Raw genomic sequence first — 22,236 nt, 5'->3', positions numbered from 1 at the left:
TCAGTTCCCTTCCGTAATCGCCGTGACGGTGGTTTTCAGCGTGCGGATCACCTGTTCCAGCGCGCGTTTCTCGTCCTTGTTCAGCCCTTTCAGCGGCGGCCGCAGCGGTCCGGCCCGCAGGCCGGTGGTCTCGACCCCGTGCTTGACGCATTGGATGAACTTGCCGCCCTGTTCCAGCACCGCCATCAGCGGCAGCATCGCCGACATGATGCGGCGGCCCTGGTCGAAATCGCCGCGCAGGACGCAGGCCTCATAGAGCGCGATATGCGCCTCGGGCAGGAAATTCGAGCCGGCGCAGATCCAGCTGCGCGCCCCCCAGGCAAAGAATTCCAGCGCCTGATCGTCCATCCCGCAGCTCAGCTGGATATGCGGATAGTCGCGCGCCAGCAGGTGGACGCGGTTGATGTCGCCCGAGCTTTCCTTGATGCCGATGAAGTTCTTCGAGCGGCCGACGCGGTCCAGAAACTCGCGCCCCATGGCGACGCCCATGCGGCCAGGATAGTTGTAAAGGATCACCGGCAGATCGGCGGCACGGTCGATGGCCAGCGCGTTCAGCGCATTCTCGGTCTCGGTCGGGACCGAATAGGGCGGCGTCGCCAGCAGGATCGCATCCGCCCCCATATCGCGCGCGCCCTGCGCCAGCGCGATCGAATCGGGGGTGCGCATGGCCCCGGTGCCGACGATGACCGGCAGCCGGCCATTGACGCGCGCGACGGTGAAACGGGCCAGTTCCAGCCGCTCCTCGACGGTTTCGGCGTAATTCTCGCCGGTCGAGCCGCCCGAGATCAGCCCGTGCACGCCGGCGCCGATCAAGCGTTCGATCAGCGCGTCCAGCGCCTCCAGATCGAAGGAGCCGTCGGCCCGGAATGGCGTGATCAGCGGGGTATAGATGCCCTCAAGAACCATTCGTGGCGTCATGGCGGCCTTCCTCGTGATGTGCTGCTTGTCCGCAGTGGTAAGGTATCCCGCGCGCGCAGCGCAAAGCAGAATGTTCACCGGTCCGGCATTAGAAAAACTGGGTCAGGCGGGATCGGACAGCCGGGCGGGATCGAAGCGGTGGCGAAAATGCGAGGGCGGCAGCCCCTTGGCTGCGCGGAACTGGCGGGCAAAATGTGCGGCGTCGGAAAAGCCGCAATCCGCGGCGATGCGGCTGATCGGCAGGTCGGTCTGGATCAGCATCTGGCAGGCACGGCCGATGCGCAGCTGCGTCACATACTGGCTGATCGACATGCGGGTGCTGCGCTTGAAGACACGCTGCAATTGGCTGTCGGTCAGATGCGCGATCCGGCGCAGCGGCGCCAGCCGCAGCGGCTCGTGGTAATGGGCGTGCAGCCAGTCCAGCACCCGCTGCATCCGCGCCCGGTCGCGGGGAATTTCGCTGACCGCGATCTCGCCCGAGGCCAGGGGGCGCCGTTCCGCATCGGCCAGGTCCAGCAGCAGGCCCTGCAGTTCGAGCACCTGCCGCGCCGGCGGCGCAGCGCTCAGCGCCAGCATGCGGGGCCGCAGGCGTGCCACCGTATCGCCGCCAAATTCCAGCCCGCGCCCGGCATCGGCCAGCAGCCCCGAAACCGGCGCAAGTTCGGGCATCAAGGCCAGCAGCTGCTCGATCCAGTCGCGGGTGAACCAGCAGACGATGGCGCGATGCATGCCCTCGGCGACCAGCTCGCCCGATTGCCAGGCATGGGGCAGGTTCGGCCCCAGCAGCACCAGGTCGCCATCGTCATAGCGTTCGACATGATCGCCCACGAAGCGCATGCCGCGGCTGTTCACGGTCAGCGTCAGCTCGAATTCCGGGTGATAGTGCCAGTTGAAGGGAAAGCCGGGCAATTGCCGGTCAAACAGCAGCCATGAGCGGTCGGGGGGAATGGCGACGGTCTCGAACCAGGGTTGCATGGACGAATTACGACCTAAGCGGCATGAACAGATGCGGCAATCGTACAATTTCTTGCGGTGGATGGGAATGGCGCGCCGGTCCTGGCCGCCTATTCTGGGGGTGCAAGCACAGGGAGCAGCCAGCATGGAGAGCATCAGGCCGGACGTGGTCATCATCGGATCCGGTGTCGGCGGTGGTGCGGTGGCGCATCGGCTGGCCGGGTCCGGCGCGCGCATCCTGATCCTTGAGCGCGGCGATTTCCTGCCCAACGAGCCGCAGAACGCCGATGCCGAGGCGGTCTTCGTGCAGGCCCGCTACAAGACGCGCGAGGAATATCAGGACGAGACCGGGCGCCGCTATCGCCCGGGGCAATATTACTATGTCGGCGGGCATACGAAATTCTATGGCACCGCGATGTTCCGCTTTCGCGAAGGCGATTTCCGGGAAACCGCGCATGAGGGCGGGATCTCGCCCGCCTGGCCGATTTCCTATGCCGATCTGGCCGGGCATTATGACGAGGCAGAGCGGCTGTTCGGCGTCCGGGGCGAGGCTGGGCAGGACCCGACCGAGCCGCCGCGCGCGGCCCCCTATGCCCATGCCGCCATCCCGCATGAGCCGGTTCTGGCCCGCATGGCCGAGGCGCTGCGGGGGCAGGGTCTGCGGCCCTTTCACATGCCTTCGGCGGTGGATTTCGGGCCGGGCGGCAATTGCCGGCGCTGCGGCACCTGCGACGCCTTCATCTGCCGCCATGACGCCAAGGGCGATGCCGAGACGCGGCTGATCCGGCCCTTGCTGCGCCATCCCGACGTCACGCTATGGACCGGCGCGCAGGTGACGCGGCTGATCGCCGGCGCGGACGGGCGCATCAGCGCCGCCGAGGTCTTGCGCAACGGCCAGACCCTGCGCGTCGAGGCGCCGCTGTTCGTGCTGTCCGCCGGGGCGATCAATTCGGCGCTGATCCTGCTCAGATCCGCGGATGACGCGCATCCGCAGGGCCTGGCGAACCGCTCGGGCGTGGTCGGGCGCTATCTGATGAACCATCACCTGACCGGGCTGATGGGGCTGATGCCCCTTGGCGTCAATGACACGAAATTCCCCAAGACATTGGCGGTCAACGATTTCTACCATGGCCTGCCGGACGATCCGGCGGCGCGCGGCAACGTGCAGATGCTGGGCAAGATCCAGGGGCCGATGATCCGCGCCGCCTATCCCCGGGTGCCCGCGCCCCTGGCGAATCTGCTGGGCCGGCACAGCGTCGACTGGCTTTGCATGTCCGAGGACCTGCCCGATCCCGAAAGCCGGGTGCGGGCGCTGCCCGGCGGCGGGGTCGAGATCGCCTATCGTCCCGGCGACCGCCCCGCGCATGAGCGCTTCGTCGCCCATATCCGCGCCCGCCTGCGCCGCATCTTTCCCATGGTGCTGCGCCATGATTTCGGCATCGAGGCCCCCTCGCATCAATGCGGTACCGTGCGCATGGGCGCGGACCCCGCCACATCGGCACTGGACGGCATGTGCCGGGCGCATGACCATGCCAATCTTTATGTCGTCGATGCCGGGTTCTTCCCGTCCTCGGCGGCGCTGAATCCGGCTTTGACCGTCTGCGCGCAGGCCCTGCGCGTCGGCACCCATCTGCGCGCCGCGTGGCGCGACGACAGGCTGGCCGCCTGACCCATAGGAGGAACCCGATGACCCATAATTTCCTGTCCCCGCTGACCGGCTCATTCGCGATGCCGGCGGCCGAGAACCCGACCGTCGCCATGGTCGAGGCCGCCTATCGCCATCACGGGCTTGATTGGCGCTATATCAATTGCGAGGTCGCGCCCGAGGATCTGGGCGATGCCGTCCGCGGTGCGCGGGCGATGGGCTGGGCGGGGTTCAACTGTTCGATCCCGCACAAGGTCGCGGTGATCGCGCATCTGGACGGTCTGGGGGACTCGGCACGCATCATCGGCGCGGTCAACACCATCGTGCGGCGCGGCGACCAGCTGATCGGCGAGAACACCGACGGCAAGGGATTTGTCCGCGCGCTTGAGGCGGTGACGGATCCCAAGGGCAAGCGCGTCGTTCTCTTGGGTGCGGGCGGCGCCGCGCGCGCGGTGGGGGTCGAGATGGCGCTGGCCGGCGCGGCCGAGATCATCGTCGTGAACCGCAGCGCCGCGCGGGGCGAGGAGGTCGCGCAGCTGATCGACCAGCAGACCCCGGCCCGCGCCAGCTATCAGCCCTGGGACGGCAGCTACGCCATCCCCGAGGGCACCGATATCCTGATCCACGCAACCTCGGTCGGGCTGTTTCCGGATGTCGACAGCATGCCGGATCTGGACCTGAGCACGCTGCGCCCCTCGATGGTGGTGGCGGATGGCATCCACAATCCGCCGCTGACGCCGCTGCTGCGGGCGGCGCAGGCCCTGGGCTGCAAGACCGCAGACGGGCAGGGGATGCTGGTCAATCAGGGCGTCATCGGCATCAAGTACTGGACCGGCATCGATGCCGATCCCGAGGTGATGCGGCAGGCGCTGGTCGAGCTGAAGCTTTAGCCGGCGGGCCCCCGGCCGTTCATTGCGCCGGAACCCGCGCGGCGCGGGCCGGCGCCGGGTAGAGCTCGGGTTTGACGGTGACCAGTTCGGGGTGCTCGGGAGGCTGGTCCATCAGCTCATAGGCGGTGCGAACCAGCTGCCGGTGGCGCTGGCGGATCATATGGACCGGCACGCGCAGCAGCTCGCCATAGGGGTCATAGTCGAAACAGCCCATCGAGACGGATTGCAGCTCGGCCTCGGGCAGCTCGACCAGAAACCGCAGCAGCGCCTCGAAGACGTTGATCGAATTGGCGAAGATGCCGGCGGGCAGCCCCCCCAGCTGGTCGTAAAGCGCCCGGATGCTGGCCAGGGCCATCTCGGGGGCATAGCCGCAGGCGATCACCTGCGCGTCGTCGCATTGGCCGAAATGGGCCTCGATCTCGGCGCGGAAACCGGCGATGCGGCGCGACGAGACATGCAGCCGGCCATCGCCGCCGATCAGATAGATGCGGTCGCGCGGCGGGGCGATTGCGGGTTGCAGCGTTTCGATGATGGCGCGGGTCAGCCGGCGGGCGCCGTCCTCATTGTCGGTGATGACGGAAGAGGCGCCGGGGCAGGGCTGGTCAATGAAGACATGCGGCAGCTCTGCCGCCTGGCAGAATGCGCTGATCTGCTGCGGTCCGGCGGCGCCGGCCACAAACAGCGCATCAATCGAATAGGCCAGCAGGTCCTGCACGGTCTGCATCTCGGCCTTGGGGTCGCGCTGGGTGGCGATGATCACCGGGATCTGGCCGCGCGCCCGCGCCTCAAGCGTGAAGCTTTGGCTGAGATCCGAGAAGAAGCGGTTGTTGTGCTCGGGCAGGATCAGCCCGACCAGCCCCGAACGCGCCGTGCGCAAGCCCCGCGCCTGCAGGTTCACCGAATAGCCCATCTGCCCGGCCAGCGCGATGATGCGCTCGGCGGTTTCGGCCTTGATCCGCCGTGCCTTCCATGTCCCGTTCAGCGCCGCGCTGACAGTCGAGGGCGAGGTGCCGATCTGCTGGGCAATGTCATAGATCGTCTGCTTCTGTGTGGGCTTCGGCACCGGAACCCCCGTTCGCGAAATTCTTGACAGGATGACGCGAATCGCTGTTAATTAGCAATATCGATTGTGCATGCTGGATCGCATTGGTTTTTTCTGCGGATGAAACGCTGGCGGTCTTTTTTTGAAGCTGATTGCACAATCGATTGCACAAGCCCCGCGCACAAGCGGGGCGACCGGGTGGACGGGGCCTTGCGCCCCGAAGGGAGGATGAGATGAAAAGAATTCTGGCTTTCGCCAGCGCCGTTGCCATATCGGCCGGTCTGTCGGGCGCGGTTCAGGCCCAGGACATGGGCATCGTCGTCAAGATCGGTGGTATTCCGTGGTTCAACGCCATGGAGGCCGGCATCAAGAAACGCGCCGGTGAACTGGGCGTCAATGCCGAGATGATCGGCCCGGTTTCGGCCGATCCGGCCCTGCAGGTGCAGGCCATCGAGGACCTGATCGCCAAGGGCGTCGACGTGATCGGCGTCGTTCCCAATGACGAGGCCGCGCTTGAGCCGGTGCTGAAAAAGGCTCGCGATGCCGGCATCAAGGTCGTCGCGCATGAAGGCCCCGGCCTGACCAATGTGGACTGGGACTTTGAGCTGGCCTCGGCCACGGGCTTTGGCGAGGCGCATGCCAAGCTGTTCTCGGACAAGACGCCGGGTCCGGGCAAATATGCGGTGTTCGTCGGCTCGCTGACGGTGCCGCTGCACAATGCCTGGGCGGATGCGGCGATTGCCTGGCTGAAGGAAAACCGCCCCGATCTTGAGCTGATCGGCGAACGCTATGGCGTGGCCGAGAACGTCGACGACAGCCGCGCGACGGCGCTGGACCTGATCTCCGCGAACCCGGATCTGCGCGGCTTCCTGGCTTTTGGCAGCCAGGGTCCGATCGGTGCGGGCCGCGCCATCGAGGAACGCCGCAAGACCGGCGAGATCGCCGTGCTTGGCCCGTTCTCGCCGGGGCAGGGCCGCAAGATGGTGCATTCGGACGTCCTGACCGGCGGCTATATGTGGAACCCCGCGCAGGCTGGCGAGGTCTTTGTCACGCTGGGCAAGATGCTGGCCGACGGCCAGGAAATTAAAGCTGGCGACGACATTCCCGGTCTGGGCGTCGTGCAGCCCGATGCCGAGGGCCGCGACATCATCACCGACAACCTGTTGGAACTGAACAAGGAAACGGTGGACGGTCTGGCTGATCAGGGGCTGTAAGCCCCGGATTCCGATCACAAGAATATGCCACGGGCGGCTGCGCCCGTGGCCCATCTGGGAGGGTGAACGTCATGCTGGATGACGGGGCGGCGCGGCATGCGCTGCGCCTCAAGGGCGTCTCGAAGGTATTTGGGGGCGTCAAGGCGCTGGACGGCGTCGATTTCGACGTGCGCGAGGGCGAGGTGCATTGCCTTGCCGGTGAAAATGGCTGCGGGAAATCGACGCTGATCAAGATTGTGACCGGCGTCTATCAGCCGGACGGGGCCGAGGCATTCGAGTTGTTCGGCGAACGGCTGGAGAGCATTACTCCGGTGCAGTCGCGGGCGCGGGGCGTTTCCGTGATCTGGCAGGATCTGGCGCTGTTTCCCAACATGAGCGTGGCCGAGAACATCGCCTTTGACGAGATGGTCGGCCTGCGCCCGCGCGGCGTCGATTATCGCGGCATGAAGGACCGCGCCCGCGTCGTGCTGGCGCGGCTGGGCGTCACGCTGGATCTGGACGCGTCGCTTGAGACGCTGCCCATCGCGCAATGTCAGGTCGTGGCCATCGCCCGCGCACTGATGAACGAGGCGCGGCTGATCTTCATGGATGAGCCGACCGCCTCGCTGACCCAATCCGAAACCGACCGCCTGCTGGAAATCGTGCGCCGGCTTTCGGCGGATGGCGTTGCCATCGTCTTTGTCAGCCACCGTCTGGCCGAGGTGCTGGACATCGCCAGCCGCGTCACGGTCGTGCGCGACGGCAAGCTGGTCGGCGTCTATCCGACCGCGGGCATGACCCAGGCCCGGCTGGGCGAGCTGATGACCGGCCATCTGCTGGAGGATCACGTCACCGCCCGCGACATGGCCACGGCGCCGGTCGTGTTTCAGGCGCAGGACCTTGGCCTGCCCGGCCAGTTCGAGGGGATCGACCTGACCATCCGCCAGGGCGAGGTCGTCGGCCTGATTGGTCTTTTGGGCGCGGGCCGCACGGAACTTGCGCATGCGATGATGGGCATGAGCCAGCCCATATCCGGCCAGATGCGTCTGCACGATCAGCCCTATCGTCCCGCCTCGATCCGCGAGGCGATTTCGCAGGGTATGGCCTATGTTTCCGAGGATCGGCTGCATCTGGGCCTGCTGCAAAAGCAATCCATTGCCGACAATGCCGCGATCTCGGTTTTGGACCGTCTTCTGGACCGGTTCGGGCTGATCTCGAACCCGCAAAAGATCGATCTGATCCGGGGCTGGGTCACGCGGCTGGGCATCAAGATCGGCCAGCCTGATGATGCCATCTCGACCCTGTCGGGGGGCAATCAGCAAAAGGTGGTGCTGGCGAAATGGCTGGCGACCCAGCCAAAGCTGCTGATCCTGGACAGCCCGACGGTCGGTGTCGATGTCGGCGCGCGGGCGGGGATATTCCGCATCGTGCGCGATCTGGCCGAGCAGGGGCTGGCGATCCTGCTGATCTCGGATGAGGTCAGCGAGGTGCTGTATAACGCCGACCGCGTCCTGCACATGGCGCAGGGCCGTATCGCCGGCGAATACGATCCGCGCAAGGTCTCGGTCCATGCGCTGGAAGAGGTGATCTATGAGTAACCTTCTGCGCAACCGTCAGGTCGAATTCCGGCTGCTGGTGGTGCTGGTCCTGCTGTGCATTGGCCTGTCGCTGACCACCGACACCTTCCTGACCATGGCCAATATCACCTCGCTCTTGAACAACAACTCGGTCAACCTGATCTGGGCGGTAGGGCTTTTGGTGGTGCTGATCGCCGGGGGGATCGACATTTCCTTCGCCGTCGCGGCCTCGGTCGTGCAATATCTGGCCGCCAAGATCCTGATGGGCATCGGCGGCGGCAACTGGGTGCTGGGCTTTCTGGTCTGCGGCAGCCTTGGCGTCCTGCTGGGACTGATCAATGCCGGGCTGATCCAGCGTTTCCGCATCATTTCGATCGTGGTCACCATCGCCACCTTCAACGCCTATTTCGGGCTTTTGATGTTCATCAGCGGCGGGCGCAGCATCTATGCGCTGCCCGACTGGTGGACCGCCCGCGTGATCCTGTTCGAGCACGAGGCCGCTGACGGCACCTGGTCTGAATTGACCCTGCCCTTTACCGTCATGGTGGTCTGCGTGGGCGCGACATGGCTTTTGATCCGGCGCAGCAATCTGGGTCGCCAGCTTTACGCATTCGGCGACAACCCCGAGGGCGCCCGCCGCGCCGGTGTCAGCATCGCCGTGATGCAGGCTTTGGCATTCGGCTGGTGCGGGCTGATGGCCGGGATCGCCGGGCTGATGCAGGTCAATATCGTGCAAGAGGTCGTCCCCAATGCCCTTTACGGACGCGAGCTTGAGGTGCTGGCGGCTGTGGTTCTGGGCGGTGCGCGCCTTGGCGGCGGGCGCGGCACCGTCACCGGCTGTGTGCTGGGGGTGATGTTCGTGGCGGTGACGCAGAACGGGCTGAACCTGCTGGGAATTTCGCCCTTTGCGTTCCAGATGATCATCGGTGCGGCGATCCTGATCGCGATCTCGACCTCGAACATCTCGTTTGCCGGTCTGGGCAATCTTCGCAGCGGAGGCCGGAAATGAGCGATGTGATCCAACGCGCGCGGACGATCCTTGGGCGCGAGACATTCGGCCTGCTGATCCTGATGGCGGTGATGGTGCTGGGTTTCAGCCTTGCCAGCCCGAAATTCCTGACCGGGCCCAGCCTGTCCTCGATGGGGTTTCAGGCGCCGCTGCTGGGGCTTTTGACGCTGGCGATGCTGGCGCCGATGATCTCGGGCGGGTTCAATCTGGCGATTGTCTATACCGCCAATATCTCGGGCCTGGCGCTGGCCTGGGTCATGCTGCAATTCGGCGGGCCCGAGGCCGGGCTGGGCGCCATCGCCCTGGGCGTGGTCGCGGCGCTGGTCGTCGGCACGCTGGCCGGGGCGGTCATGGGTGCGGTCATCGCCTATATCGGCGCGCATCCGATCCTTGTCTCGCTGGCGATGATGATCTTTCTGCGCGGCCTGGGCGAGTTTCTGACCCGGGGCGGTGACATTTCGGGCTTTCCGCCGGCGCTGGCCGTGCTGGGGCACGGCACGTTTCTGGGCCTGCCGGTGCCGCTGATCCTGTTCGGGCTGGTGGCGCTGGTCTGGCATGTGATGCTGCGCCGTTCACGCCACGGATTCGCGGTCTATATGGTCGGCTCAAACATCCGCGCCACCGAATATTCCGGCATCGATACCAAGCGTACGCTGGTGATGATCTATGCGCTGTCGGGCACGCTTTGCGCCGTCGCCGGCATCCTGATGGCCGCGCGGTTCAACTCGGTCCGCGTCGGTCATGGCGAGGCCCTGCTGCTGGTCACGGTGCTGGCGATCTTTCTTGGCGGGATCGACCCGTTCGGCGGCCATGGCAAGGTCGCGCCGGTGATCCTGTCGGTGCTGATCCTGCAGGTCCTGTCCTCGGGACTGAACCTGATCGGTGCCAACCAACATCTTGCAACCGCCGTCTGGGGCCTGTTCCTGATCGCCGTGATGATCCTGCGCTCAGAGCAGTTGGCCGCAATATTTCGCAGAAAGGACTGAACCATGGAAGGTTTTGGCGTTCACACCAGCATGTGGACGATGAACTGGGACCGCGCAGGCGCCGAAAGGACCATTCCCGCCGCCGCGGCCTATCAGATGGACTTCATTGAGATCGCGCTGCTGAATGCGCCGGCCGTCGATGCGCCCCATACCCGCGCGCTGCTGGAAAAGCACCAGATGCGGGCCGTGGCCTCGCTGGGTCTGCCCGAACGCAACTGGGCCAGCATCAATCCCGATGGCGCCATCGCCCATCTGATCGAGGCGATGGATGTCGCCGCCGCGATGGGCTGCGAGGCGCTGTCGGGCGTGACCTATGGCGGCATCGGCCAGCGTACCGGCGTGCCCCCGACCGAGGCTGAATACGACAACATCGCCCGCGCGCTGGCCGCTGCTGCGAAACACGCGAAAAAACTGGGCATCGCCTTTGGGATCGAGGCGGTGAACCGCTATGAGACCCATCTGATCAACACCGCCCGCCAGTCCGTGGACATGATCGAGCGGGTGGGCGCGGACAATATCTTCGTTCACCTTGACACCTATCACATGAATATCGAAGAAAAGGGTCAGGCGAACGGCATTCTCGATGCGCGTGACCATCTGCGTTATATCCACTTGTCGGAATCCGACCGCGGCACCCCGGGCGAGGGGACCGTGGCCTGGGACGAGGTTTACGGCGCATTGGCGGCCATCGGCTTCAAGGGGGGGCTGGCGATGGAAAGCTTTATCAACATGCCGCCCGAGGTGGGTTACGGTCTGGCCGTCTGGCGTCCCGTGGCCAACAGCTTTGAAGAGGTCATGGACAAGGGCCTGCCCTTCCTGCGCAACAAGGCGAAACAATATCGGTTGATCTGATGCCCCAGCGGGTGAATTTCGACGCTTTGCTTGAGGTGGCGCGCGGGCTTCTCGCGCGTCCGGGCCGGCAGGTGCTGGCGATTGCCGGGGCGCCGGGCTCGGGCAAGTCCACGCTGGTGGAAAAGCTGGCCCGCGCCTTGGCCGGCCAGCCGGTCGCGATTCTGCCCATGGACGGGTTTCACTATGACGATGCCGTTCTGCATGCGATGGGCCGCCGCCCATGGAAGGGCGCGCCCGATACGTTCGATGTGGGCGGGTTGCGCAGTGCGCTTGCCCGCCTGCGCGACCCCGATGAGGGCGCGGTGGCAGTCCCGGTCTTTGATCGCGACCTTGAGATTTCGCGCGGCAGCGCCCGCATCATCGGCCCGGAAACCCGCCTGATCCTGGCTGAGGGGAATTACTTGCTGCTGGACGCCGATCCCTGGCGCAGCCTGCGCCCGCATTTCGACGCCACCGTGATGATCGAGGTTCCCGAGGCGGAACTGCGCCGCCGCCTGCGCCGGCGCTGGACCGGCTATAACCTGACCGAGGCCGAGATCGACTTCAAGCTGGACCAGAACGACCTGCCGAACGGCCGGGTGGTTGCGCAAACGGCCGGTTCGGTCGATTACATCTTGACCAAGGGCTGATTTCGCGCCCAACACCCAAGCGAATGCGAGGAAAGGAAGGCCGACATGACCAGCGTGCTTGATCAACTCAGAGAGATGACCGTCGTCGTCGCCGATACCGGCGAAGTCGCGGCGGTCAAGAAATACAAACCCATCGATTGCACGACCAACCCCTCGCTGGTGCTGGCCGCGCTGAAGGATCCGGCCTCTGAGGCGCTGATCGCGCGCGAGATCGAGGCGGGCCGCAAGGCTGGCCGCAGCGCCGAGGATGTGACCGGCACGCTGACTGTGGCCGTGGGCGCCGCGCTGACCGAACTGGTGCCCGGCCGCGTCTCGACCGAGGTGGATGCCTGCCTGTCCTTTGATACTGCCGCATCCGTCGACCGTGCCCGTGCCATCGTCGCCGATTACGCCGCGCGCGGCATCGGCAAGGATCGGATCCTGATCAAGCTTGCCTCGACCTGGGAGGGGATCCGCGCTGCCGAGATCCTTCAGAAAGAGGGCGTCGATTGCAATCTGACGCTGCTGTTTTCCATGACGCAGGCGGTGGCTTGCGCCGATGCGGGCGCCTTCCTGATCTCGCCCTTCGTGGGCCGGATCACCGACTGGTACAAAAAGGCCGAGGGCCGCGACAGCTATGCCCCCGACGAGGATCCGGGCGTGCTGTCGGTGCGCCGCATCTATGACTATTACAAGTCGAACGGCATCAAGACCGTGGTCATGGGCGCGTCCTTCCGCAATACCGACCAGATCAAGGCCTTGGCGGGTTGCGACAACCTGACCATCTCGCCCAAGCTGCTGGACGATCTGGGCAATGACACCGCCACGCTGCCCCGCGCGCTGTCACCCGAGAGCGCCAGCGGCATGGCCAAGGTCTCGATGGACGAGGCGACCTTCCGCTGGCAGATGAATGCCGATGCCATGGCCACCGAAAAGCTGGCCGAGGGCATCCGCAATTTCGACGCCGATCACCAGATGCTGATCAAGCTGGTCGCCGCGCGTCTGGCGGCATGACGAACGCCGTGGCCCCCTGATCCCGGCGGGACGGGGGGGCCGCAGGCAATAAGGGCCGGGCATGTCGTCCGCCACGGTCGAAACCCAAGCGGCTCGATCCGGCCCGCATCACAGGGGGCGATCTGATGCAGCTGGGGATTTTCGCGCGCAGCTTTCCCGGCACCACCCCGCTTGCGGTGATGGCGGCTGCGAAGGCTGCGGGGTTCGATGCGGTGCATTACAACTTCAGCTGCTCGGGCCTGCCGGCGCTGCCCGAGCGCGTCGATGCGGCGACTTGCGCGGCGATTGTCGATGCCGCGCGCCAAACCGGCATCGGCATTGCCGGGCTGTCGGGCACTTATAACATGGCCCATCCCGATCCGCTGGTCCGTCACGACGGCGCGCGGCGGTTGCGCGCGGTGATCGCGGCGGCGGCAAGGATCGGCGCGCCCATCGTGACGCTGTGCAGCGGCACGCGCGATGCGCGGGACCAGTGGCGCGCCCATCCCGACAATGCCAGCGACGCGGCTTGGACCGACATGATCGCCGCCATGCGCGACGCGCTGGCCGAGGCCGAGACGCAGGGCGTCGATCTGGGGGTTGAGCCGGAGTTGGCCAATATCGTCGTGGACGCGGCGGCGGCGGAACGCCTGCTGGCCGAACTTCGCAGCCCGAGGCTGAAGATCGTGCTGGACCCTGCGAACCTGTTTGAAACCGCCTCGGATGGGACCCGCCGCGCGGTGATCGCCGACGCGATTCGCCGGCTGGGCCCGCATATCGCCATGGCGCATGCCAAGGATCGTGCCCCGGATGGCGGTTTTGTCGCGGCCGGCAGCGGCGTGGTCGATTTCGCAGAGCTTGTCGCCCGGCTGCGGGCCGAGGGCTTTGACGGCCCGCTGGTCGCCCATGGCTGCACCGCGGATGAGGCCGCCGGCGTTGCCCGCCACCTGCGGGCGGCGGGGGTGTGACCCGCCCCTGGGCCTGAGCGGCCAGGGCGCGATCAGGAAGGACGTGCCCCGGCGACAAGAGTGGAAGAAACTACCCGGGGCCCGCCCACACCCGTTCGGGTGTTTTGCCGTCTGGGCGCATGTCAGGAGGGGAGTCGAACCCCATCGGTGATCCCGGAATGGATGTTGCAGTTTCTTCGGCATTCGCCGGGGCTGTCTTTCATTCGGGTCAGGCGGACAAGGATTCTGACGAAGACTGTTGGCATTCAAACAGGATGTAGTCCCGCAGGCATTCCGCCTGACCCATTCTTACAATTCGATCTTGCCGATCTCGGCGACCCAATGCGCGGAGCCGCTCCGACCCTGGGCAAAGGCCGCGATCTGGTCAAAGACCGCATCCGAGAACCCGCCGATATTCAGCACGTCCTCCTGGGTCTGCGCCTGCGTCGTGCCGTAAGGCGCGATGTCGATACAAACCAGCCTTGCCTTGGGGTTGCGGCGTTTCAGCCGCGCCCATTGCGCCATCATCTCGGTGCCCTGATCGCCATCCCGGGCATCGACCCAGGACTGGTTGTCGGACACGAACACCACCAGATCGGGTGCCTTATGCCGGGCGTTCAGCCATTTCAGCGGCGCCGAACAGGCCGTTCCCCCGCCCTTCGCCGTCAGCGCCGCCATACGCCCGGCATTGGTCAGGATCGTGTCGCTCGGCTCAAGCTGCAGGCGACGCAGCTTGGTGTCAAAGGGCAGCACGCGGCAGTCGCGGTTGACCCTCAGGAACGAGGCCGCCACCAGCGCCGCCACGTCGACATGCCGCATGACCGATCTGGCACCCCGGCGACGGCCGGTCACGGACCCGGACATCGACCCGGACACGTCGGGACAGACCACGACCTGACCGGCAATGGCCGGCACGTTGCGCGCCGCGACTTCCATTGCGTCCTGCAGCGCCTCGACGATCTTGCGCGGCATGCCCCCGGCCACGTTCTGCGCCGCCACCATCAGCTGATAGGGAAAGGCGCGGGCCCGGGCCAGCTGTTCGGGGTTGCAGAGCAGCGCCGCCACATGGGCGACGGTGCCGGCATCGTCAAAGGCACCGCGGCGCAGGAACGTGTTCAGGTTCTGGCGCACCATCTGCCACGAGCCGTTGCGGGCGATCCGCCCCCATTGCGCGGGCGTCAGCTCCAGCTGCGTCAGCATCTCGAACGGCACGTCCGGCAAAGGCCCGCGGCAACCGGCCGAAAAGCTCATCCAGTCCTGCACCGCCAGCGGCAGCAGCGCGACATCGCAGGGCCGGCCGAGCAGCCAGGCATAGAAGGCCTCGCGCTCGGGCGTCGGCGGTTTGGGATGCGCCATCCGGATTACGTCCGCCAGCGACGGGTCATTGCCGATGCTGTCATGCAGAAGCGCCCGGTCCGAGGCCGCATTCAGCCAGTTCCGCACGATCGCCTTGGGCGCCGAGCCCAGCGACCTGCGCCCGGTGCGGCCGGAACGCAGGACCTGCACGAAATTGCGCAGCATCATGCCATTGTCGACCACCCGCCCGAAAGCGGCCCGGAACAGGCCCGGATCACGGCGCGCCAGAACCGCCAGCAGTACCACCGGCATGTCCTTCATATACCCGGCCTCGCGGGCATAGATCGCTGTCTGCGCCAGAAAGCGCGGCTCGACCCGCTCGGCCAGTTTCAGGACTTGCGCCAGCTCGTTCTCGGGCGAGGTATAGAACATTTCGCCAAAGCTGCCGGTCATCGCCATCTGCACCAGCGCATGTTGGTCGCGATAGGTATAGGCCGGGGCACATTCGAAGTTCGTTGCATTGGCCCGGGGCAGAAAGAGGCCCTTGATCGCTGCAAACACGGATTTGTTTGCCATCTCTGTGATCCTTTGTTTCGTCTTGGGATCGTTTTGACAGCTTTCCGCGCCATGACCGAGAAAATTCAGAAATTCACGCAATCACATGATTTTAAATGATAATATGACGTATTGCCGGTTTTGTGTTCAGAATATACGATACGATAAGATAGTTATTTATCCATATGGCTAATCTGATGAAGAATGTGGTCCTGGGCTTTGTCGGCACCAAGCTGGATCTGGGCCAGAACCGGCGCTGGAAGCCGACGGTCAGTCTGGTCCAGCACCCGCATTTCAAGGTGGACCGGCTTGAGCTGCTTTATGACAGCGACTTCCACCGGCTGGCGCGGCAGTTGCAGACCGAGATTCAGGCGCTCTCGCCCGGGACCGAGGTTTTGCTGCGCAATCTGGACCTGACCAATCCCTGGGACTTTCAGGAGGTCTATGGCAAGCTGTTCGACTTTGCCCGCGGCTATGGCTTTGACGACGATCGCGAACGCTATCACGTCCATCTGACCACCGGCTCGCATGTGGCACAGATCTGCTGGTTCCTTCTGACCGAAAGCCGCCACGTACCGGCCCGCCTGATCCAGACCGGGCCGCCCGGGGCCGAGGGCGATGCCCCCCGCCTTGATCTGATCGATCTGGATCTCAGCCATTACAACGCCTTGCAGCAGCGTTTCGACCAGCTGGCGCGGGAATACAGCGACCAGCTGCGCGGCGGAATCGAGACCCGCAACCCCGCCTATAACGCGCTGATCGACCGGATCGAGCTGGTGGCCGGCAACTCGGACGAGCCGATCTTGCTGATGGGCGAAACCGGCACCGGCAAGACCGAACTGGCCGAGCGGATCTACAACCTGAAACTGGACCGGCGCCGGGTCAAGGGCCGGCTGGTCCATGTCAATTGCGCGACCTTGAACGGACCGCATGCGCTGGCGGCGCTGTTTGGCCAGCGGCGCAGCTTTACCGGCCAGGCCGGGACCGAGCGCAGCGGTCTGCTGCGCGAGGCCGATGGCGGCGTCCTGTTTCTGGATGAGGTCGATCACCTGGGCCTGAACGAACAGGCCATGCTGCTGCATGCGATCGAGACCGGGCGTTTCTATCCGCTGGGTGCGGATCACGAGGTCACGGCGCGGTTCCAGCTGATCGCGGGGGCGGGGCGCGACCTGAATGCGCGCGTCGCCTTGGGGCAGTTCCGTCCGGACCTTCTGGCGCGGCTGGGCATGTGGCGTTTCACCCTGCCGCCGCTGCGCGACCGGCGCGAGGATATCGAGGCCAACCTGATCCATGAACTGGCCCGATCCGAGCGAAAGCTGGGTGCGCAGGTCGGCTTCAATGCCGATGCCCGCGACCGCTTCCTGCGCTTTGCAGCCGATCCGGCGACGCTCTGGCCCGGCAATTTCCGCGATTTCGGCGGCATGATCCGGCGGCTTTGCACGCTGGCGCCGCGCGGCCGCATTACCCGCGTCATGGTGGAGGACGAGATTGCGCGCCTGCAGGCAGACTGGCGCGCCGCGCGTCCGGACGATGATTTCCGCCTGATTGCCGGGGTCATGGGCGCGCGCGCCGCCGAGATGGACCCGTTCGACATGGTGCAGCTGGCGGCGGTCATTCGCGCCTGCCGCGAGGCCCCCAGCCTCAGCGCTGCGGGGCGGGCGCTGTTCGCGGCGTCACGGGCGAAAAAGACCAGCCAGAACGATGCCGACCGGCTGCGGAAGTATCTTGGTCGGTTCGATCTGGACTGGGATGCGCTGGCGGCGCGCCCGGAAGCCGCCCCGCCGGTCTGAGTTCCGGCCCCCGTTCAGGCGGATCTCGTGCCGTTCGCCCCGCAATGCCCAGCCGCAGCAGCCAAGGCCCGCCGCGCCCGGCAAGCCGCGCCATGCTTGCGCAGTCGATCTATCAGTTGGTGCAGGGTCTGCGCATATCGCGTCACAAGGGCCAGTTCGATGCGCCGAACCTCGATGGCACCGCCGGCGATTGCATCAGCTTTGCCGCCCGGGAGTGGGCCTTTTGCGGGCTGGCGCAGCTGTGGCTGCAAACCGCCGACCAGACCGGCCGCGCCACGCACGTGGGCTGGTATGCCGGGCATCTGGCCAAGCGCCTGCCGCCCCGGCACATCGATATCGCGGCGCCAATGCTGGCGCTGGCGGCGATCATGCGCCATTTCGGGTCGGATGGCGTGGTTGGTCAGGTCCCGTACGGGACGCCCATCGGGCATGATCTGCAATTCCACCGCGATATCCCGATCCAGCCGACGGGATATGGGAGGTCCATGGCGCTGCTTTTGTTGGTCGAGGCGTTGAACCAGGCCGACGGCTGAAGGCCGCGCGGGAAAAACGACGAACGACCGGAATCCGGCGACAAGCGTCTCTCGACAGGGGCGGGGGCGGTGGCGATGATGCGGGCATGAACCAAACCGCGATCCCCGCCACGGCCCCGATGCCCGTCCTTGTCGCGCCCCCCGTAGCGCCCTCGGTCGCGGCGTCGCGGTCTGTGCCCTTTGGCCGCGACGTGGTGGTGTTGGGGCTGGGCTTTGCGGCGGTGCTGTTCATCGTCTCCAGCGTGATCTGGTGGGTGGTGACGGGGATCGACCCGGTCACCACCGCGCTGCCAAAGCTGGTGGGCATCTCGGCCGATGCGGTTCTGGCGGTCCTGATCAGCCTGGTGCTGTGGCGCATGTCGGCGCGGCGGCTGGGGATCAAGGCGCTGGTCGCCTGTCTGTTGTCGCTGATCGGGGCCTTTGTCTCGGCGGTGGTGGATCGCGGCTTGCAGATCTATATGACCCAGCCCGATGTCGCGCCCATCGATCCGCAATATTTCGCCTCGGTCGTGACTTTCACCACCTCGGAACTGTTCGGCTGGTCCTGCCTGTATCTGGCGCTGCAATATGCCAGCCAGATCCGCGAGACCGAGCGCCGTCTGGCCGAGGCCCGCCAGCTGGCCGTCTCGGCGCAGCTGCGCGCGCTGCAATATCAGGTCAGCCCGCATTTCCTGTTCAACACGCTGAATTCCGTCGCCGGTCTGATCGAGGAAGGCGCCGCGCAGCCAGCCAGCGACATGGTGCTGCGGCTGGCGGTATTCCTGCGCAAGACGCTGGCGCTGGACCCCTTGTCCGATATGCCGCTGGAGGCCGAGATCGCCTTGCAGCTTGACTATCTGGCCATCGAGGAGGTGCGCTTTTCTGACCGGCTGGCCGTGCATCTGGACCTGCCCGCGGATCTGCAAACGGCGCTGGTTCCGGCGCTGATCCTGCAGCCGCTGGTGGAAAATGCCATCAAGCACGGGGTCTCGCGCTGCCCCGGCCGGGCCGATCTGGCCATCGGCGCGGCCCGCCGTCCCGGCGACCGGCTGCTGGTCTGGATCGAAAACCCCATCCCCGAAGCCGAGGCCGAGGCCCAGGACGGAATGGGCATCGGCTTGCGCAACGTGGCCGAGCGTCTGGCCACCCGCTACCCCGGCAACGCATCATGTGCGGCGCGCGTCATTGCCCCCGGCCGGTTGCGGACCGAACTTGACCTGCCGGTTCTGCGATGACCGGGGCGTTGCGCGTGCTGATCGTCGATGACGAGCCCATCGCCCGGCGGCGTCTGCTGCGGCTGCTGGCGCAGCTTGATGGCATCCAGCCCGTGGGCGAGGCGGGCGATTGCGATCAGGCGGTCGCGGCGATCCAGACCCTGCGTCCCGATCTGGTGATGCTCGATCTGCAAATGCCCGGCGGCGACGGATTCGCGGTCATCGAGCGGTTGGGCAAGGCGGTGCCGCCGGTGATCTTTGTCACCGCCTTTGACCAATATGCCCTGCGCGCATTCGAGGCGGCGGCGGTCGATTACATCACCAAACCCGTCGAGATGCCGCGCCTTGCCGCCGCCATCGAACGCGGTCGCGCCGCCGCCATGGCGCGCGACCAGGGCCAGCGCATCGCCGAATTGCAAGGCATGGTCGCCGTGCTGCGCGCCGCGCTGGATGGAACGGCGGGCGAGGGGGCGGCGGGTTCGCGCGATCTGTGGGTGCGTACGCGCATGGGGCAGACGCGGATCGGCATCGACAGCATCGACTATATTTTGGCCGAGCGCGACTATATGCGCATCTTCTCGGGCGGGCAGTCATACATGATCGCGGAAAGCATGGCCGCGATGCAGCGGCGGCTGGCCCCCATGGGTTTCCTGCGCATCCATCGCGGCGTGCTGGTGCGGCAGGCGGCCATCGCCGGGCTGGTCCGGCGCCGCTATGGCATGCTGGCCGTCCGGCTTGAGGACGGGACCGAGCTGGGCGTTGGGCGCAGCCATGTCCATGACGTGCTGCAAGTGCTGGGGCTAAAGCCCGCGCAGGATGGCTAGCGGCGCAGCTCCTGCGTGACCGGGCGGGTCAGGGCCAGCGCCGCCGGCACCAGCGCGACCAGCAGGGCCAGGGTGAAATAGGCGGCGACCACATGCAGCTCGGGCCAGCCCAGATGCGGCTCGATCAGCAGCCCGCTGCGCGCCGACAGGACCGCCGACAGCCCGCGCACCGCGACCAGCCCGACGCCCAAGCCCAGCACCGCGCCCGCACCCAGAAGCAGCGCCGCATGCGCCCAGACCAGCGCAAAGATCATCCGCGCCGGTGCCCCTAGCGCCTGCAACAGCGCCAGCCGCCGCGCGAACAGCCGCGACAGCACGATCAGCCCCGCCATGACCGAGGCCGCGACCAGAATCTGCGTGCCCAGCGACAGGACCGACATCACCTCGCGCAGGTTGCCCATCAGCCCGTGCAGCCGCGCCAGCACCGCACCGGGGAAAAACGCCATCGTGCGGTCGCTGCTGAACTGCGCCTGCAAACCGTAGGCCGCCGCCAGATCGGGCGTCGCGATCAGGATTGCGGGCGTGCCGGGGAAATGGCGCGGATCGAAGGGCGCGCCGATGCGGTCGGATCCCGCATCCTCATGGCCATTCCCCAGCCCATGCGTCAGCCAGACGCTTTCCACCGGAGTGATGATCGCATCGTCCCAGGGGCTGCCGGTCGGGGCCATGCGGCCGGTGATCTGAAATTCGATGCCCTCATGGGCGTCATGCTCGGCCGCCTCGTCCGCGCCATGGGCGGGCGAGAGATGCGCGCCGATTTCCAGCGGCACGCGGGCGCCGATGACAGCCTGCCAATTCTCGGCAAACATCCGCCCCTCGGCCAGATCGCCCGAAAGATGCGCGACGAATTCGGCGGTCGAGCCGACCAGGGGATGCCCCTGCCAGCTATCTCCATAGGCGATGGGGGCGACCAGCGCCGCGCCGGCGCTGCGGCTGACCTGATCCCATGTCACGCCGTCCAGCAGGGGCGCGCCGGTCGGTTGCAGATAGACGGTCGCCATCAGCATGGCGATTTCATCGCCGGGCGCGGCCAGAATCAGATCGAACTTTGCCGCCACCCGGGCGCTGGCTTGGCGCAGCCCGCGTTCCTGTGCGATCAGCCCGACGCCCAGCCCGACCGACAGCGCGACCAGCGCCACATAGCCCAGATTGGTCCAGGGATAGCGGCGCAGCAGGCTGGAAAGCAGCGGCCACAGGCGCAGGCCCCGGCAGATCACCGCGCCCAGCACCAGCCCCGGCGCAAGGATCGCGAGCAAGGTCAGCGCGTCCTGCATATCGGCGGACAGGCCGTTCCACAGCTCAGCCATGACTATCCCCGCACAGGTGGCCGTCATCCAGCGTCAGCACCCGGTCCATCGCGGCCCAGACATGGGCGTCATGGCTGACGATGACGACGGTGCGCCCCTCGTCGCGGGCCAGCGCCGCCAGATCGGCGATCAGCGCATCGGCGGCGGCGCGGTCAAGGCTGGCGGTCGGCTCATCCGCCAGCAGGATCGCCGGATCATGGGCCAGCGCCCGGGCGACGGCGACGCGCTGGCGCTCGCCCCCCGAAAGCAGCTCGGCCCGGCGGTCGGCCAGCGCGGCAATGCCCAGCCGCTGCATCAGCGCATCGGCGCGCGCTGCCAGCGCGGCGCGGTCGGGACGAAAGGCGGCGGAAACCAAGGCGTTCTCGCGCGCGGTCATTTCCTCGAACAGCAGGAAATCCTGAAAGATCATGCCCATATGCTGGCCGCGAAAGCGGGTGCGGGCGGGTTGGGACAGGCGGGCCAGATCGGTCTCGCCCCAGATCAGGCTGCCCGAGGCGGCCAGCAGCCCCGCCATCGCATGCAGCGCCGTCGATTTTCCGGCGCCCGATGCGCCGCGAATCCCGGTCAGGCTGCCGGCGGGCAGGTCCAGCCGCTCAAGGCTCAGCAGGACCCGGGCGCCGGATCGCACGGTCAGGTCACGCGCCGAAAGTGAAAGGCTCATTTGCGCTCATAGCTGGCATCGGCCAGCCGCACGCGGCTGACAAAGCCGAATTCCGGGTCTTTATAGGTGCCCAGCTCAAGCAGGCCGGTGACGGCAATGGGGATGTTGAAGGCGATCACCTTGACCAGCCGCTTGGTATAGATGGCGACGATATCCGTGGGCCAGTCGGCGGCGCTGCTGCAAAACGGGCAGGTGGCCATGGGCCTGCGGGTCAGGACAAAGAAATTGCTGTCGGCGCGCAGAGGCGGGGCCATGAAGCCGTCGACGGTGATGCGCTGGCCCTTGTTCGCCTCGGCCAGGGCCGAGAAGGACAGGTCCTTGTTGTAAAGGTCGCGCAGCAGGATCGCGCCCTCGGCCGCGCGACTTACGCCGGCAAAGGGCAGGGCTGACAGGCCCAGAATAAGCGAACGTCGGGGCAGGCCGGTCATCCTGTCCTCCCTGATGGGGGCGGGCCATTGCTGGC

The 22,236-nt window shown here is 66.3% G+C and carries 21 protein-coding genes; 14 read left to right on the top strand and 7 right to left on the bottom strand.

The window, feature by feature from the left end; translation table 11 throughout:
* Positions 1-918, bottom strand: a complete 918-nt coding sequence (locus tag DFP89_RS15055) for a dihydrodipicolinate synthase family protein (protein WP_425452669.1) — start codon at positions 916-918, stop codon at positions 1-3.
* Between the two features lie 102 nt (positions 919-1,020).
* On the bottom strand, positions 1,021-1,893 hold the full coding sequence (locus DFP89_RS15050; RefSeq protein ID WP_114350214.1) for a helix-turn-helix domain-containing protein: 873 nt from the start codon (positions 1,891-1,893) through the stop codon (positions 1,021-1,023).
* 124 nt (positions 1,894-2,017) lie between these two features.
* Here DFP89_RS15050 and DFP89_RS15045 point away from each other — a divergent pair, with 124 nt between their 5' ends.
* Together DFP89_RS15045 and aroE are read left to right on the top strand one after the other, a co-directional pair.
* Entirely contained in the window at positions 2,018-3,541 is a 1,524-nt protein-coding gene (locus DFP89_RS15045) for a GMC oxidoreductase (protein WP_114350213.1), read from the top strand.
* 17 nt (positions 3,542-3,558) lie between these two features.
* On the top strand, positions 3,559-4,407 hold the full coding sequence (aroE, locus tag DFP89_RS15040) for a shikimate dehydrogenase (protein WP_114350212.1): 849 nt from the start codon (positions 3,559-3,561) through the stop codon (positions 4,405-4,407).
* Positions 4,408-4,426: 19 nt separating this feature from the next.
* Here aroE and DFP89_RS15035 read toward each other — a convergent pair whose 3' ends face one another.
* Positions 4,427-5,470, bottom strand: a complete 1,044-nt coding sequence (locus tag DFP89_RS15035; RefSeq protein ID WP_114350211.1) for a LacI family DNA-binding transcriptional regulator — start codon at positions 5,468-5,470, stop codon at positions 4,427-4,429.
* 212 nt (positions 5,471-5,682) lie between these two features.
* Here DFP89_RS15035 and DFP89_RS15030 point away from each other — a divergent pair, with 212 nt between their 5' ends.
* The 8 genes from DFP89_RS15030 to DFP89_RS14995 all read left to right on the top strand — a co-directional run bounded on the left by DFP89_RS15030 (position 5,683) and on the right by DFP89_RS14995 (position 13,635).
* Positions 5,683-6,663, top strand: coding sequence for a substrate-binding domain-containing protein (locus tag DFP89_RS15030; RefSeq protein ID WP_114350210.1), 981 nt, complete (start codon positions 5,683-5,685; stop codon positions 6,661-6,663).
* 71 nt (positions 6,664-6,734) lie between these two features.
* Positions 6,735-8,240, top strand: coding sequence for a sugar ABC transporter ATP-binding protein (locus DFP89_RS15025; protein WP_114350209.1), 1,506 nt, complete (start codon positions 6,735-6,737; stop codon positions 8,238-8,240).
* Entirely contained in the window at positions 8,233-9,228 is a 996-nt protein-coding gene (locus DFP89_RS15020) for an ABC transporter permease (RefSeq protein ID WP_114350208.1), read from the top strand. Before DFP89_RS15025 ends, DFP89_RS15020 begins: the two co-directional genes overlap by 8 nt.
* A complete protein-coding gene (locus DFP89_RS15015; RefSeq protein ID WP_114350207.1) occupies positions 9,225-10,214 on the top strand; it encodes an ABC transporter permease in 990 nt (329 codons plus the stop codon). Before DFP89_RS15020 ends, DFP89_RS15015 begins: the two co-directional genes overlap by 4 nt.
* A gap of 3 nt (positions 10,215-10,217) precedes the next feature.
* Complete coding sequence (locus DFP89_RS15010; protein WP_114350206.1) at positions 10,218-11,066, top strand: sugar phosphate isomerase/epimerase family protein; 849 nt, start codon at positions 10,218-10,220, stop codon at positions 11,064-11,066.
* The gene (locus tag DFP89_RS15005; protein ID WP_114350205.1) at positions 11,066-11,695 is read left to right on the top strand and encodes a nucleoside/nucleotide kinase family protein; all 630 of its coding nucleotides are present in this window, start codon (positions 11,066-11,068) and stop codon (positions 11,693-11,695) included. Before DFP89_RS15010 ends, DFP89_RS15005 begins: the two co-directional genes overlap by 1 nt.
* Positions 11,696-11,740: 45 nt before the next feature.
* Positions 11,741-12,688: a transaldolase gene (gene tal / locus DFP89_RS15000; protein ID WP_114350204.1), complete on the top strand. Its 948-nt coding sequence runs from the start codon at positions 11,741-11,743 to the stop codon at positions 12,686-12,688.
* Positions 12,689-12,813: 125 nt separating this feature from the next.
* Complete coding sequence (locus tag DFP89_RS14995; protein WP_114350203.1) at positions 12,814-13,635, top strand: sugar phosphate isomerase/epimerase family protein; 822 nt, start codon at positions 12,814-12,816, stop codon at positions 13,633-13,635.
* A gap of 288 nt (positions 13,636-13,923) precedes the next feature.
* On the opposite strand, the gene DFP89_RS14990 is transcribed toward DFP89_RS14995, so the two are convergent.
* Positions 13,924-15,486 carry a vWA domain-containing protein gene (locus DFP89_RS14990; RefSeq protein WP_114350202.1) on the bottom strand — a complete coding sequence of 521 codons (1,563 nt, stop codon included), beginning with the start codon at positions 15,484-15,486 and terminating at the stop codon, positions 13,924-13,926.
* Positions 15,487-15,662: 176 nt separating this feature from the next.
* On the opposite strand from DFP89_RS14990, the gene rtcR reads away from it, so the two are divergent.
* The 4 genes from rtcR (at position 15,663) to DFP89_RS14970 (ending at position 19,805) form a co-directional block, all read left to right on the top strand.
* A complete protein-coding gene (gene rtcR / locus DFP89_RS14985; RefSeq protein WP_114350201.1) occupies positions 15,663-17,255 on the top strand; it encodes an RNA repair transcriptional activator RtcR in 1,593 nt (530 codons plus the stop codon).
* A 92-nt stretch (positions 17,256-17,347) separates the two neighbouring features.
* Entirely contained in the window at positions 17,348-17,788 is a 441-nt protein-coding gene (locus DFP89_RS14980; RefSeq protein ID WP_147273321.1) for a hypothetical protein, read from the top strand.
* Positions 17,789-17,874: 86 nt separating this feature from the next.
* Positions 17,875-19,002 (top strand): sensor histidine kinase, encoded by a 1,128-nt coding sequence (locus DFP89_RS14975; RefSeq protein ID WP_114350199.1) that lies wholly within the window; start codon positions 17,875-17,877, stop codon positions 19,000-19,002.
* Positions 18,999-19,805: a LytR/AlgR family response regulator transcription factor gene (locus DFP89_RS14970; RefSeq protein ID WP_114350198.1), complete on the top strand. Its 807-nt coding sequence runs from the start codon at positions 18,999-19,001 to the stop codon at positions 19,803-19,805. The genes DFP89_RS14975 and DFP89_RS14970 overlap by 4 nt, the downstream gene beginning before the upstream one ends.
* Here DFP89_RS14970 and DFP89_RS14965 read toward each other — a convergent pair.
* From DFP89_RS14965 to DFP89_RS14955, 3 genes are read right to left on the bottom strand one after another with little or no spacing between them, the layout of a single operon-like run.
* A complete protein-coding gene (locus DFP89_RS14965) occupies positions 19,802-21,112 on the bottom strand; it encodes an FtsX-like permease family protein (RefSeq protein WP_114350197.1) in 1,311 nt (436 codons plus the stop codon). The two genes, DFP89_RS14970 and DFP89_RS14965, sit on opposite strands and share 4 nt — an antisense overlap.
* A complete protein-coding gene (locus tag DFP89_RS14960) occupies positions 21,105-21,773 on the bottom strand; it encodes an ABC transporter ATP-binding protein (protein WP_114350196.1) in 669 nt (222 codons plus the stop codon). Before DFP89_RS14960 ends, DFP89_RS14965 begins: the two co-directional genes overlap by 8 nt.
* A complete protein-coding gene (locus tag DFP89_RS14955; protein WP_114350195.1) occupies positions 21,770-22,201 on the bottom strand; it encodes a hypothetical protein in 432 nt (143 codons plus the stop codon). The genes DFP89_RS14960 and DFP89_RS14955 overlap by 4 nt, the downstream gene beginning before the upstream one ends.
* Between the last annotated feature and the right edge of the window lie 35 nt (positions 22,202-22,236).

Source organism: Paracoccus lutimaris (assembly GCF_003337565.1).
Classification (GTDB): domain Bacteria; phylum Pseudomonadota; class Alphaproteobacteria; order Rhodobacterales; family Rhodobacteraceae; genus Paracoccus; species Paracoccus lutimaris.
Note: the sequence above shows the minus strand (reverse complement) of the source record. Positions and strands in the feature narration are given on the sequence as shown.